This is a genomic window from Streptomyces sp. NPDC012935, assembly GCF_042900345.1.
Classification (GTDB): Bacteria; Actinomycetota; Actinomycetes; order Streptomycetales; family Streptomycetaceae; genus Streptomyces.
This window is the reverse complement of the sequence record NZ_JBIBBC010000008.1, coordinates 20,457-34,983: the sequence shown is the minus strand read 5'-3', so window position 1 is coordinate 34,983 and position 14,527 is coordinate 20,457. Positions and strand designations below refer to the sequence as shown.

Below are 14,527 nucleotides of genomic sequence, written 5' to 3'. Positions count from 1 at the left end.
CCTTTCACCCCATTAGTGTCACTATGACCTAAGTCGGTAGGCCCCGGGAGGTGAAGGAGTCCCCGCGATGCCCGAGCTCAGCGTCATCGTCCACGGGCCGAACACCCAGGACCGTCTGACCGGACTCCTCGCCTCCGTCGCCGCGCACCCGCACCCCGACGTCGAGGTGATCGTGGCCGCGGTCGGGCCGTGGGCCCAGGAGACGGCCCGGGCGTACGCCCCCGAGATGCTGGTGCTGCCCCTGCCGGACGGGACGGACGACGCCGCGGCCCGCTCGGCCGGCGCGGCCCGGGCCTGCGGCCGCTGGCTGCACTTCGTGCACGCGAAGGACGGCCTGCCCGCCGGCGCCCCGCGCACGGTCGCCGAGCGGGTCGCGCAGTTGCCGGACGAGGTGGACGTCCTCCTCTTCGACCATGTCCGCTCCACCTGGGAGACCTCCGGCCTGCCCTCCTCGGACGGCCCCCGCCTGGCCCGCGCGGGCCGCGCCGCCCACCCCCTCGACGACATCGCCCGCAGCGCGCTCCGCATCACCCCGCTGCTGGGCAACCGCGTGCTGCGCACCCCCTTCTGGCAGGCGCACGAGCCCCGGCTCACCACCCCTGACGAGCCGTACGCCGCCTACGCCGCCCTCCTCCTCGCCGACCACGTCGCCGCCCTGAACCAGGTGGCGTACGAGCACCACGAGCTGCGCCCGGAGAGCCTGCCCCCGGTCACCCCCGAGCAGCACCACGCCCTCGTCGACCGCTACGAAGCCCTCCTCACCCTCGCCACCGGCGCCGCAGGCCGCGCAGCCCCCGCAGGCCACCCGAGCCGCACCACCCACGCCGTCCTGTACGACGTGATGATCCGTGACTGTCTGCGCACGTTCGCCCGCACCCCCATGCCGGACCCGGCAGCCAGGGAGTTCTTCCACCGCGCCGCCGAAGCCGCCGTCCGGCAACGCCCTCCCGGGTACCGCCGCCCCGCCGGCCCCGAGGGCATCCGCCGAGCCCTCCTGGAGGAGAACGCGTACGCCAGGTACCGCGCCTTCCAGGCCGCCAACCGCACCCGCCGAGCCGCGAAGTCGGCCCTGGGAGCCCGCGCACGCCAGGTCTCCGCCGCCCTCGGCGACCACCACTACCGCAGGTCACTGTCCCGCCCCGTCAACCCCAACCTGGCCGTCTTCGCGGCGTACTGGAACCGCGGAGTCGCCTGCAACCCGGCGGCGATCGCGGCCAAGCTCACCGAACTGGCCCCCCAGATCCACCAGGTGTGGGTGGTGACACCCGACAACGCGCCCCTCCTGCCACCCCACACCGACCACGTGCTCCCCGGCACCCGCCGCTACCGCGAAGTGCTGGCCACGGCGAAGTACCTGGTCAACAACGTCAACTTCCCCAACGTGGTCGTGAAACGCCCCGACGCGATCCACCTCCAGACCCACCACGGCACCCCGCTCAAGCGCATGGGCGTGGACCAGATGGAGTTCCCTGCGGCAGCCAAGGGCCTGGACTTCCAGGCGCTGCTGGCCCGTATCGACAAGTGGGACTACAGCGTCTCGGCCAACAGCCACTCCACCCGCATGTGGGAGCGCGCGTACCCCTCCCGCTTCGTCTCCCTCGACCACGGCTATCCGCGCAACGACGTGTACTACACGGCCACCGCGGCCGACATCCGCACGATCCGCGACCGGCTGGGCATCCCCCCGGCCCATCGCGCGATCCTCTACGCCCCCACCCACCGCGACTACGAGGCCGGCTGGACGCCCCGCCTGGACCTCGCCACTCTCGCCGAGCACCTGGGCAAGGACACGGTCCTGCTGGTCCGCGGCCACTACTTCTACGACGGCACGCCGTCCCCGCTGACCGCCCTGCGCCGCACGCGCCGGGTCATCGACGTCTCCGCCTACGACCCGGTCGAGGACCTGGCCCTGGCCGCGGACGCGCTGGTCACGGACTACTCGTCCATCATGTTCGACTACGCCAACCTCGACCGCCCGATCGTCGTCCACGCCGACGACTGGGAGACCTACCGCTCCACCCGCGGCGTCTACTTCGACCTGATGGCCGAGCCGCCCGGCCAAGTGGCCCGCACCCAGCAGGAACTGACCGAGATCCTCACCACGTCGGCCTGGCACGACGAGGGCGCGACGAAGGCGCGGACCGCCTTCCGCCACCGGTTCTGCGAGTACGACGACGGACGCGCCGCCGAACGCGTCGTACGCCGGGTGTTCCTGGGCGAGAGCGAGGACGCCCTGCCGCCCGTGACCCCACTGCAGGACCGCACACCGGCACCGAGCCCGAGGGAGGCGGTATGACGCCGGACGTCACACCCGCGGACGCCACACCCCCGGACGTCACCGTCACGGTCATCGTCTACAACGACGCCGAGCGCCTCCCCCGAGCTGTGGAGTCGGTACGCCGCCAGACCCACACCAACATCGAGATCATCATCAGCGACGACCACTCGACGGACGAAACCCCGCAGGTGGCAAGCCACTTGGCGGCCAAGGACCCCCGCATCCGCCAGCTCCGCCTGCCCGAGAACAGCGGCGGCTGCAGTGCCCCGCGCAACGGCGCCCTTCAGATCGCGCGAGCGCCGTACGTGATGTTCCTGGACAGCGACGACGAACTGACCGACGACGCGGTGGAGTTGTTGCTGTCCGCCCACCGTGAGCGGGAGATCGACTTCGCGATGGGCGCGGTCGTGCGGATCCGCGAGGACAGCGGCCGCCGCACGAGATGGATGCCGCACCTGGTCGCCGAGCGCCGCACGGTGATCGGCATCGAGTCCGAACCCCGGCTGCTCTTCGAGCACCTGTCGACGAGCAAGATGTACGCCCGGGCCTTCCTGGACCGCCACGACCTCCGCTTTCCGGAGGGCATCCACTACGAGGACCAGCTGTTCTCGGCACAGGCGTACTGCCTGGCCAAGGAGTTCACGATCGTCCCGGAGCCGGTGTACCGCTGGCACATCGCGCCCTACGCCGCGACCGACGCGGCATCGATCTCCAACCAGCGCGACCGACTCGACAACGTCCGCGACCGCGTCCGCGTCCAGCGCCTGATCGACGACTTCCTCACCGAGAGCGGGCACTCGGGGCTGCGCGACGACAAGGACTACAAGTTCCTCAAGCACGACTTCCGGATGTACGCCGGGGACCTGCCGTACCGCGACGGGCAGTGGCTGACCTCCTTCGCGGACATCATGACCCCCTACCTGGAGACCCTGTCCCCCACGGCCTACGCCCGCCTGCCCCGTACGGAACGCGTGGTCGTGCAACTGGTCCGCGAGCGCCGCTTCCAGGAGGCCGCTCTGGCGGCGCGGGGCCTGGGCCACTCGGTGGCGCCAAGGCAGGTGACACCGGACGCGAAGGGCCACACGTACTGGGGCGAGACCGTACCCGGAACCGACTGGTCCCGCCGCGAACTGGACGTCACGGACCTCGAACTGGACACGCGCCCGTTCCGAAGCGCCCAGTTCCGCCACGAGATCACCGAACTCATCCGTGGCCCCGGCGCCTCGATCGACCTCACCATCCGAACCTACGACCCCGGCCTGCGCCTCCCGGTCGGCCCCCACCGCGCCGGTCTCCTGCTCACCCCCGGCCGACGCCGCCTCAAGGTCCCCTTCCGCCTCACCCCGGTCCGCCCCGGCGTCTACGAGGGCCACGTCCACCTCGACCTCGCCACGGCCCCGGTCCCCCACCACGGCTTCGCAGGCGTCCGTCACCCTTTGCTCCGCATCGAACACCAGGGCCAGGCCCACTCGGCCGTACTCCTCGCCCCGCTGGACTTCCCCACCCTGACCACCCGCATCCCGTACCGCGGGGGCGCGGCACCACACCAGGTGACGATCGAGCCCGAGGGCCGGGGCGCCGGCCGACTCCAGATCCGATGGCAGCCGGTGGGCGTAACGGCAAGACTCCTCCATCCCCTGGCACGCCGCGCGGCCCGACCGAGGGTGAGAAGGGCAGCACGCCTGCTGAGGAGCGCGTTGCGCTAGGACGTCCATGGGTCACCATGCCTGAGCCCACGCACCGGCGCCGGCCGCACAATCCAGCCCGTCCAGCGCCCGAAGACGAGGCCACACCATCCCTCCCGCCCCCGGCCCGCACAATCCAGCCCGTCCGGCGTTTGAGGACGAGGCCGTTCAGGCCGAACGGGGGTCCAGGGGGCGGCAGCCCCCTGGCCGGGGTCGAAGGGGCGGAGCCCCTTCAAGGACGGGAAGGGCAGGGGCGGCGGGGGCGAGGAAACCCGGAACCCGTCACCGCACCACCTCATACAACACCTGCCCACCCGGCCCCCGAGCCACCACCCGCACCCCGGAGCCGACCCCACCCCCATCCCCCCGGTCCACAACCCACCGCACCCCATACGCCCGCACAATCCCCCGCCGCACCCTCTCCGACGTCCCTGCCGCGAAGTACCGCCGCACAGCCTCCCCCCGCCGCTCCTCATCCGGCAGAAAGAAGTCCGGATACCCAGGCGCCACGGTGTACGCCCCATACGCCGGAATCTGCCGCGCCGGAAAAGTCCGCGCCATCACCACGTCCCCGTACTCGACCCACGGCGTGACCCAGTGATACCCCACCCACGGCACCCGGTACTTCGCCGCGACCACCCCCGGCAACACACCCCGCGGAACGACGTACCCGACAGTCCCGACCTGCGCCCAGGCCCCCACAACCAACGCCCCACCAAGCACCCCCACTCCCACACCACGCCACCACGGCCGCCGCCCCCACACCTCCACCACCCCCAACGCGGCGGCGATCTGAGCAGGGATCACCACCGCCGGTACAGCCCGCCCCCACGAGTAGTGCCCACTCACCCCACCCGCCCCCACGACCACCACCCCCAGCACGAAGAACAGCACCAGCGGATCCCACCGATCCCGCCACCACCGCACCCCGAGCGCCACCACCCCCACCAGCACCAGCCAGTACCGCCCCACCAAATCCCGGTACAACCCCCGGTGCACCGCCTCCAGATCGGCCCCCGCCCCGACCAACGCGAAGAAGTCGTAGTACGGCCAGACCCACAGAACCGCCACCCCCACCAACGCCCCCGCCCCAAGCCGCGCCCACACCTCACCCCCCACCCGCGCAGCGACCACCGTGGCCAGCGCCCCCAGACAAGCCACCACCCCCGAGAACTGATGGCAGAGCAGAATCACCGCCCACAGCACACCGAGCCCGGCCCACACGCCCCACCCCGGTGCCGCCCCCGACCGCACCGCCCGCGCCAGCCAGGCCCAGAGGTGAAACGCCAGCCCCAACGCGAACACACTCGGATACGACACCGTCAACGCCAGCGAGTTCAGCCCGAGAAACCCGCTCCAGGTGAACAGCGACGTCCCCCACAGGAACACCAGGCACAGCAAGGACAGCGCGGGCGCAGCCGGATGCACGCTCAGCGTCCGCACGTACCGCCACACGCCGCTGACGAACAACCCGAGCGCGACCACCGCACCGATCCGCAGCACGACGAAGACGGAGAACCCCGTCACCCGGGCGACACACCCGAGCACCAGCATCCAGGGCGAGTAGTACGGACTCGGCGTGTCCGCGTCGACGAGCGGATTGCCGGGATCGACCAGATCGTGCCGCAGGCGCTGCACGGTCGCCGCGTGCATACCGAGGTCTCCGGCCCACGGAAGCCGGACGATCACGAGAAGCAGCAGCACAACGACCAGCAGGGCGCCGACCTGCGGAACAACCGAAGGTCTCCGCAGCGCGGCCCGCATCGTGCTCACGCCAGCACTGTAATTCCCGTTATGCCCCAAATACGCGAGCGCCCCGGACTGTCACAGTCCGGGGCGCCCTGACCCGCGTACGAGCTGCGTACGACCTACATACGCATCAAGTAGCCCGCGCGGCTACGAGTGCTGGCGCAGCAACGTCCGCATCGTCCGCATCGCCACCGACAGGTTGGCCAGATCGAACGCCTCCGACCCCTGGATCTCCTCCAGTGTCGTACGCGCCCGTCCCAGGATCGCCGAGTTCTTCTGCTCCCACGCCTTGAAACGCTGCTCGGGCGTCGCCGTGCCGTTGCCGGCCGCGAGGATGTCCGAGGTCAGGGCCGCGTGGGCGGCGTACAGGTCCTCCCGGATGGAGGCGCGGGCCATGGACTGCCAGCGGTCCGCGCGCGGCAGCTCGATGATGCGGTCCATGAGCTGGGTGATACGGAGCCGGTCGGCGAGGTCGTAGTACACCTCGGCGACGTCCATCGGGTCCTTGCCGAGGCGGTCGGCCACCGAGACGATGTCCAGCGTCGGGAAGGCCGAGGAGAACCCGGACACCCGCGTGGCCAGTTCGGCCGGGACGCCGACGCCCGTCAGCTCGTCGTAGATCTGCTGGTACCACTCCAGGTCCGCGCCCCTGAGCAGCTTCGGCAGCTGCGACCACACCTGCTCGACACGGTCACTGAAGAAGTCGATGGTGTCGGCCAGCTCCAACGGCTGCGGCCGGTTGTTGAGCAGCCAGCGCGTGCCACGCTCCACGAGGCGGCGCGAGTGCAGCCGGATCCGGGTCTGGACGGCGGCCTCGACCTTGTTGTCGAGCGCCTCGACCGCGTCCCACACGACCCCCGAGCGGAAGATCGCGCGGGCCACCGTCTGCGCCCGGACGATCTCCTCCAGGGAGGCTCCGGTCTCCTCGCGCAGCCGGTGCAGATACGTCGTACCGCCCGTGTTGACCGTGTCGTTGACCAGCACGGTCGTGGTGATCTCACGGCGCAGCGGGTGGCTGACGAGGTGGGCCGGGAACTGTTCGCGCAGCTCGGTCGGGAAGTACGCGTGCAGCAGGGTGCTCAGGTACGGGTCGTCCGGCAGCGTGGTGTGCAGCAGTTCCTCGGCGACCGTGATCTTCGTGTACGCCATCAGGACGGCCGTCTCCGGGCCGGTGAGGCCGTGGCCGGTGCCGAGGCGTTCGCGGATCTGGCGGTCGGTCGGCAGGAACTCCAGCGCCCGGTCCAGGTGCCCCTCCCTGACCATGTGCTTCATGAATCGCTGCTGGGCGTGGAGCATGGCGCTGGACTGCGCGAGAGCGTTGGCGATCGCCGTGTTCTGCGCGTAGTTGTTGCGCAGGACCAGGCGGCCGACCTCGTCGGTCATCTCGGCGAGCAGCTTGTTGCGCTGCTTGACGGTCATGTCGCCGTCGCTGACCAGGCTGTTGAGCAGGATCTTGATGTTCACCTCGTGGTCGGAGGTGTCCACGCCCGCGCTGTTGTCGATGGCGTCGGTGTTGATCCGGCCGCCGTGCCGCGCGAACTCGATCCGGCCGAGCTGGGTCAGGCCGAGGTTGCCGCCCTCGCCGACGACCTTGACGCGCAGGTCGGCGCCGTCGACGCGGATGGCGTCGTTGGCCTTGTCGCCGACGTCGGCGTGGGACTCGGTCGAGGCCTTGACGTACGTACCGATGCCGCCGTTCCACAGCAGGTCCACCGGCGACTGCAGGATGGCCTTCATCAGCTCGGCCGGGGTCATCTTGGCGACCTTGCCCTCGATGCCCAGCGCCTCGCGGATGTGCGCGTTGACCGGGATGGCCTTGGCGCTGCGCGGGAAGACGCCGCCACCGGCCGAGATCAGCTCGGTGTTGTAGTCCTCCCAGCTGGAGCGCGGCAGCTCGAAGACGCGGCGGCGCTCGGCGTAGGAGGTGGCCGCGTCCGGGTTCGGGTCGATGAAGATGTGCCGGTGGTCGAAGGCGGCGACCAGGCGGATGTGCTCGCTGAGCAGCATGCCGTTGCCGAACACGTCACCGGACATGTCGCCGATGCCGACGACCGTGAAGTCCTCGGTCTGCGTGTCCACGCCCAGCTCACGGAAGTGCCGCTTGACGGACTCCCAGGCGCCGCGGGCGGTGATGCCCATGCCCTTGTGGTCGTAGCCGGCCGAGCCGCCGGAGGCGAAGGCGTCGCCGAGCCAGAAGTTGTATTGCTCGGCGACCCCGTTGGCGATGTCGGAGAAGGTCGCGGTGCCCTTGTCGGCGGCGACGACGAGGTAGGTGTCGTCCTCGTCGTGCCGGACGACGTCGGCCGGGGGCACGACCTCGCCGGCCACCATGTTGTCCGTGATGTCGAGCAGGGCCGAGATGAACATCTTGTAGCTGGCGATGCCCTCGGCCAGCCACGCGTCCCGGTCCACGCTCGGGTCGGGCAGCTGCTTGGCGACGAAGCCGCCCTTGGCGCCGACGGGCACGATGACGGTGTTCTTCACCATCTGCGCCTTGACCAGGCCGAGGATCTCGGTGCGGAAGTCCTCACGCCGGTCGGACCAGCGCAGGCCACCGCGCGCGACCTTGCCGAAGCGCAGGTGCACGCCCTCGACGCGCGGCGAGTAGACCCAGATCTCGTACGCCGGCCGCGGCGCCGGCAGGTCGGGGATGGCCTGCGGGTCGAACTTCATGGAGACGTAGTCGTGCAGCTTGCCGCCCGCCGCCTCCTGGAAGAAGTTCGTGCGCAGCGTCGCCTTGATGACGGTGAGGAAGGACCGCAGGATCCGGTCCTCGTCGAGGCTCGCCACCTGGTCGAGCGCCGCGTCGACCTCCTCGAGCAGCGCGTCCACGATCTCGCGGCCCGCGCGCTGGCGGTCCGGCGACATCCGCGCCTCGAACAGGGAGACGAGCAGCCGGGTGGTGTGGACGTTGTTGCGGAGGGTGTCCTCCATGTAGTCCTGCGAGAAGGTGGAGCCCGCCTGCCGCAGGTACTTGGCGTACGCCCGCAGCACCATCGCCTGCCGCCAGGTCAGCCCGGCGCCCAGTACCAGGGCGTTGAAGCCGTCGTTCTCCGCCTTGCCGGTCCAGGTGGCGGCGAAGGCCTCGGAGAACCGTTCGCGCGCGTCGTCGCCGAGGTAGTCACCGCCGCCCGCGGCCGGGGCCATGCGCAGACCGAAGTCGTAGATCCAGGCGACACTGCGGTCCGAGCAGCGCAGTTCGTACGGCCGCTCGTCCACGACCTCGACGCCGAGCCGGCTGAGGACCGGCAGAACGGCCGACAGGGAGACGGCCGCACCCTTGCGGTAGATCTTGAACCGGCGCTCGTCGGGGGCGGCGCCGACCGGCTCGTACAGGCTCAGCGAGAAGTTGTTGTCCTCGGTGAGCTGCTCGATGTGGACCAGGTCGGAGACCGCCGAGCGCGGAGAGTGGTCGGCCTTGTAGCCCTCGGGGAAGGCATTGCCGTAGCGGCGTGACAGCTCGGCGGCGCGCTCTTCGCCGAGTTCGGCGTTCAGCGCGTCGGCGAAGCCGTCGGCCCAGGAGCGCGCGGCCTCGACGAGACGCGCCTCGATGCGCTCCTTGTCGCTGTCACTGAGCTCCGGCAGCTCGGTGCCCTGCGGGACCCGCACGACGAAGTGCAGCCGGGAGAGGATCGACTCGGTGTTCCAGGCGGTGAAGTCGACGCTGGTACCGCCGAGCTCCTCCTTCAGGATGTCGATGATCCGCAGGCGTACGCCGGTGGTGTAGCGGTCGCGCGGGAGGTAGACGAGGGCCGAGTAGTAGCGGCCGTACTCGTCCTGCCGCAGGTACAGCCGCAGCCGGCGGCGCTCTTGCAGGTAGAGGACGGAGGTGGCGATGCGCTGGAGCTCGGGGACCGGGGTCTGGAAGAGCTCGTCGCGCGGGTACGTCTCCAGGATCTGCAGCAGGTCGCGCCCGTCGTGGCTGTTGGGCGAGAACCCGGCGACCCGCAGCACGTCGTCGACCTTGCGCCGGACGACGGGCACGCGGCGCACGGATTCGGTGTAGGCGGCGGAGGAGAACAGGCCCAGGAAGCGGCGCTCACCGACGACCTCGCCGTTCTCGTCGAACTTCTTCACGCCGACGTAGTCGAGGTACGACGGCCGGTGCACGGTCGCCCGGCTGTTGGCCTTCGTGAGGATGAGGAGCTTGTGCTCGCGGGCCTTGGCGCGGGCGTCGGCGGGCAGCCGCTCGAAGGAGGGGCTGACGGGGTGGCTGTCGGTCTCGGAGTGCTGCGGGTCGGCGCGCAGGATACCGAGGCCGGTACCCGGCACGGCGGCCAGCGAGTCGTCCTCGCGCAGCTCGTACTCGCGGTAGCCGAGGAAGGTGAAGTGGTCGTCGGCCAGCCAGCGCAGCAGCTCGCGGGCCTCCTCGAACTCCTGATCACGCAGATCGGAGTGGGGCTCCTGCGGCAGCTCGTCGGCCATGCGCAGGGCCAGGTCCCGCATCTTGCTCCAGTCCTCGACGGCCTCACGGACGTCGGACAGGACGCGCAGCAGGTCGGCGGTGATCTGCTTCAGGTCGCCGCGGTCGGTCTCGCGGTCGATCTCGACGTGGATCCAGGACTCGGTGTGCGTGTCGTGCGGCACCTCGCCGGTGGGCGGCGCGGAGAGCACCTCGATGAGCTTGCCGGTGAGGTCGCGGCGGACGAAGACCTGGGGGTGGATGACCACATGGATCCCCCGGCCCTGCCGAGTCAGCTCGTTGGTCACCGAATCGACCAGGAAGGGCATGTCATCGGTGACGACTTCGACGACGGAGTGACTGCAGGTCCAGCCGTTCTCCTCCACGGTGGGCGTGTGTACCCGCACGTTGGCCGTGCCCTGGGGGCGGTTCTCGGCCAGCCGGTAGTGCGAGAAGGCGGCTCCGAAGATGTCGACCGGGTCGCGGTCGGTGAGGTCCTCCGGGGCGGTGTGCAGGTAGTAGCGCTGGAGGAACGTGAGCACGGTGTCGTGGTCCGGGGTGCCGGGGCTGCTCTCGTCCGTCGTCCCAGTCGGTAGGTACCCCCCGACCGGGCTGTTCTCAGCTACCCGAGCGGCCCTCTCGAGCAACTCGGCCTTGGCTTCGTCCAGCTTGGTCTGCATTGTCCTCTGGCTCCTGTCGCGCGCCGTTGCGTGACGTAGAAGGAAGTACGGTCTCTTCCCCTCCGGTATAACGCCGCGACGCGGGGTGTCCGGTCTGCTTCGACGCTATGCCGCGAGGTGAGATGAGCGGGGGTATATGAGCCAATCTTGAGCTGCCCAAGGGGTGTGACGCTGCTCTCTGCGACGTCCGGGCCCGGGGTGTGCATGACGTCCCGGGAGCCCTTACGCCCCCCTCCCGCCCGCGAAGACCAGCGACCGCCGCCCGGTCACGGATGTGGTCCGTGCTCTCCGGGCGCAGGGCAGGGGCAACACTGCCCCCGCGAGCTATCGCGCTGATCACGCCACTAAGGCTATCGCTCCTTACAGGGGGCCCGTCATGAGCCGTATGTGTACAAAACCAGGGGTGGAACTTTGACGTTCTGCACAGGGGCAAACGGGGCGGGGAGGGCGTAACTGGCGAGGAGGGGCGCACAGGGGGAGCCTGGGGTGGGGGACTGTGACGACGACCGGGGCCGGGTTCTGAGAACGGAAGCAGGCCATCCGGAAGCGGCCGGTGTCCGAAAACAGCTGCCCACCACGGCGTCTGCTGCGGCTTGCCTGTCCGCGACCCATCGGGCGTGCATGGAGGCGTGCCGCCTGGGCGGCCCGTCCGGGCGCAGCGGCACCACCACACCGCCGGCCGCGCACGCCCTCTTGGCAAGCGCCCCACTCCGAGGCACGTTGCCCCTAAGGCCCGACGGAGACGCAGCCCCCGGCCAGAAAGAGGAGCGCACCCGACATGACAGCGAAAATCCTCATCGTCACCGGCGACGCCGCAGAGTCACTGGAGGTCCTCTACCCCTACCAGCGCCTGCGCGAAGAAGGCTACGACGTCCACATCGCCGCCCCCACCCGCAAGAAGCTCCAGTTCGTCGTCCACGACTTCGAACCCGGCTTCGACACCTACACCGAGAAACCCGGCTACACCTGGCCCGCCGACCTCGCCTTCTCCGAGGTCGACCCCGGCGACTACGCCGCCGTCGTCATCCCCGGCGGCCGGGCCCCCGAGTACCTGCGCAACGACCCCGAGCTCCGCAAGATCCTCAAGTCGTTCTTCGACGCCGACAAGCCCGTCGCCCAGATCTGCCACGGCCCCCTGCTCACCGCCGCGATCGACAGCCTCCACGGCCGCCGCGTCACGGCGTACCCCGCCCTGGAACTGGACATGCAGGCGGCCGGCGCCACTTTCCAGGACGCGGAGGCGGTCGTCGACGGCACCCTGGTCTCCGCCCGCGCCTGGCCTGACCACTCCAGCTGGATGCGCGAGTTCCTGACGGTGCTGCGGGCGAAGGCACCGGTCACCTGACCCAGGCCTGGGCCTGGGCCTGGGCACGGGCCTGGGCACGGGCCCAGGCACAGGCCCAGGCATCAGCGTGCACAGGCGCGGCGTTCCGCCGGAGCGCCGCGCCCCGGACAGGCGCCGAGCTCACGCGGCCAGCCGCTCCGCCTCCGCGACCGCCTCCACCAGCGTGTCCACGACCGGCACCCCGACCCCCTCGAGGCTCGCCCGGCTGTGCGACCCGCCGGTGTAGAGCACGGCCTGAGCCCCCACATGCAGCGCCGCCACCGCGTCGTCCGCGGCGTCCCCGATCACGACCGTGCGCGCGGGATCCACGCTCGCGAGAGCCTTGATGTGCCGCACCATGTGCTCGGCCTTGCTGCCCCCGGACGGCCCGGTCCGCCCGTCGACGCGTATGAAGTGCTCCTCGATCCCGAACCCCCGGACCAGCGGGACGAGTTCGTCATGCACGTACATGCTCAGGATGGACTGGCTGCGCCCCGCCGACCCCCACTCCACGAGCAGCTCCGCCACGCCCGTGGTGAGCCCGCACGTCACCCGGTGCTCGGTGTAGTACCGGTGGAAGGTCTCGTCCATGACCTCCCACTCGGCGTCGGTCGGCAGCCGCCCGAGCAGCCGCTCGTAGAACTTCGGCACCGGCACGCAGTACATCGCCCGGTACTGCTCCAGCGTGATCGGGTCGAGCCCCAGCTCGGCGAACGCCGCGTTCGTCGCCCCGATGATCGCGTCGTTGTCGTGGAACAGCGTCCCGTTCCAGTCCCAGACGATGTGCGCCCCTACTCGCATCCCCATGTCGAAAACCGTACCCGCCCCCACTGACAATCAAGAGAACAGCGGGTCGAACAGCAGGTCAACGAGGGCAGCGCAGGGTCAGTCCGCCGATCCCACCAGGTTGGGGATCTCCTGGGTGGCGAACCACAGCAGCTCATGGTCCTCGGCCCCGTCCACGACGAACTGCGCGTCGTCGTCCCCGCCGTCCGCCGCCGCAAGCGCCTCCGCGGCCGCCGCCACGTCCGCCCCCGCGTCGTCCGCGTCGACGTGCACGGCGGCCGCCTTGGCCAGCTTCACTCCCCCGGCGATCCGCACCTCGCCCAGCGCCGCCGGGTCCAGCCCACGGTCCGGGTCGGCGACGGCCGCCCCGTCGGGTACGTCGACGGCGACCACGACCCGGCGCCGCGCCGCCCCGGCGTCCGCGGCCAGCAGCCGCAGTGAGGCCAGCGCGGCCCGGTTCAGCGCGGCGTACTCCAGCTCCTCGATGTCGTCGGAGAGGTACCACTCGCGCAGCGCGGGCGTGACGGCGTACGCGACGAGCGACTCGGCCTCCAGCTCGCCCGCCTTGTGCGCCTCGGCGAGACCGGGGAGGGTCAAGGGGACGTAGACGCGCATTGCTGACCGCTTTCTTCGTACTCGTAGCACCAGTAAGGCTTCTCAAGGGCCCGGAGAGGGCGATCCCAGCACCTCCGGAGGGACTTCAGGATACGTGCGGGCGATAGCCGGGGCGTCCCCTTTCGAGCCCCGCCCGCCAAGCCGCCCGGCGTCCACCCCGGTCCACGAACTCACCCGGTGCACCCCTGCTGTCACAGGCTTCCGAGGCCCTCGATCACCCGGATAGGTGAATGTTCGGGCCGCCCGATCCGGGTCCCCGCTTCCTTGCTGCCGACACCCACGGCCCCGTACAAGATCACCGACACGAAGTTACTGACCGGTATCGATCCGGGTTCACCGAACGGGGACTCCATGAACAAGGTCATGACCAGGGCCCAGCACCGCCCCGGCACCCGCCCACCGACCCGCCGCGACACCCGCCGCCCCGCCGGCAGCCCGCCCCGCACCCCGAGCGGCGGCACGCCCCGTACGGCATCTCCAGGAGGCCGCCCACCGGGCTCGTCGGGCTCCACGGGAACCCTCCCGCGCACCAGGCCCACGGACACCCGCCCAGCGACGGCACCAGCCCCCACGCAGCGCACCCGGCGCGTCCCGGCGGCCGGAACCAGCACCCTCGACAGGCCCGCCGTCCCGCAACCCCGCCCCACCGACGTCTTCGCCGACCGACTGCTCCTCGTCCTGAGCGGCCAGCGCCCCGTCCACTGGATGCTCCGCCACACCGCCGGCCGTGCCTACGACGAACTCGCCTGGCTCGCGGAACGCGGCCTCCTGCGCACCCGCGGCACCCGCCCCGTCGTCCGCGACATCGGCTACTTCGAACCCCGCCCGGGCGCCATCGAGGCCTTCGCCCGCATCGGCGCCGGCGATCAGCTGCGCGCCATGGCATTCCGTCTGGAACAGGGCGGGGACCTGCGCTGGCGCTGCACGGCAGTGGAACTGGGCGGCCCACGCAGGCCGCGCCTGGACGACGACTGACCGCCACCGCCCCCACGACGGGCCACCGAAGCG

At 70.7% G+C, this 14,527-nt stretch carries 8 protein-coding genes; 4 read left to right on the top strand and 4 right to left on the bottom strand.

Annotation, left to right across the window (positions count from 1 at the left end):
- Positions 1-67: 67 nt before the first annotated feature.
- Positions 68-2,296, top strand: a complete 2,229-nt coding sequence (locus ACFY5C_RS20475; RefSeq protein ID WP_389446156.1) for a CDP-glycerol glycerophosphotransferase family protein — start codon at positions 68-70, stop codon at positions 2,294-2,296.
- Positions 2,293-3,984: a glycosyltransferase family 2 protein gene (locus ACFY5C_RS20470; RefSeq protein WP_389446155.1), complete on the top strand. Its 1,692-nt coding sequence runs from the start codon at positions 2,293-2,295 to the stop codon at positions 3,982-3,984. The genes ACFY5C_RS20475 and ACFY5C_RS20470 overlap by 4 nt, the downstream gene beginning before the upstream one ends.
- Positions 3,985-4,245: 261 nt before the next feature.
- Here the strand turns inward: ACFY5C_RS20470 and ACFY5C_RS20465 are convergent, their stop codons facing one another.
- Positions 4,246-5,727 carry a hypothetical protein gene (locus tag ACFY5C_RS20465; RefSeq protein ID WP_389446673.1) on the bottom strand — a complete coding sequence of 494 codons (1,482 nt, stop codon included), beginning with the start codon at positions 5,725-5,727 and terminating at the stop codon, positions 4,246-4,248.
- Positions 5,728-5,859: 132 nt separating this feature from the next.
- The gene (locus ACFY5C_RS20460; RefSeq protein WP_389446153.1) at positions 5,860-10,794 is read right to left on the bottom strand and encodes an NAD-glutamate dehydrogenase; all 4,935 of its coding nucleotides are present in this window, start codon (positions 10,792-10,794) and stop codon (positions 5,860-5,862) included.
- Between the two features lie 778 nt (positions 10,795-11,572).
- On the opposite strand from ACFY5C_RS20460, the gene ACFY5C_RS20455 reads away from it, so the two are divergent.
- On the top strand, positions 11,573-12,139 hold the full coding sequence (locus tag ACFY5C_RS20455; RefSeq protein WP_389446152.1) for a DJ-1/PfpI family protein: 567 nt from the start codon (positions 11,573-11,575) through the stop codon (positions 12,137-12,139).
- 120 nt (positions 12,140-12,259) lie between these two features.
- On the opposite strand, the gene ACFY5C_RS20450 is transcribed toward ACFY5C_RS20455, so the two are convergent.
- On the bottom strand, positions 12,260-12,925 hold the full coding sequence (locus tag ACFY5C_RS20450; RefSeq protein ID WP_389446150.1) for an HAD family hydrolase: 666 nt from the start codon (positions 12,923-12,925) through the stop codon (positions 12,260-12,262).
- Between the two features lie 78 nt (positions 12,926-13,003).
- Positions 13,004-13,519, bottom strand: coding sequence for a DUF6912 family protein (locus ACFY5C_RS20445; RefSeq protein ID WP_389446149.1), 516 nt, complete (start codon positions 13,517-13,519; stop codon positions 13,004-13,006).
- Positions 13,520-13,870: 351 nt separating this feature from the next.
- Here ACFY5C_RS20445 and ACFY5C_RS20440 point away from each other — a divergent pair, with 351 nt between their 5' ends.
- Positions 13,871-14,494 carry an Rv3235 family protein gene (locus tag ACFY5C_RS20440; RefSeq protein WP_389446147.1) on the top strand — a complete coding sequence of 208 codons (624 nt, stop codon included), beginning with the start codon at positions 13,871-13,873 and terminating at the stop codon, positions 14,492-14,494.
- Positions 14,495-14,527: the final 33 nt, after the last annotated feature.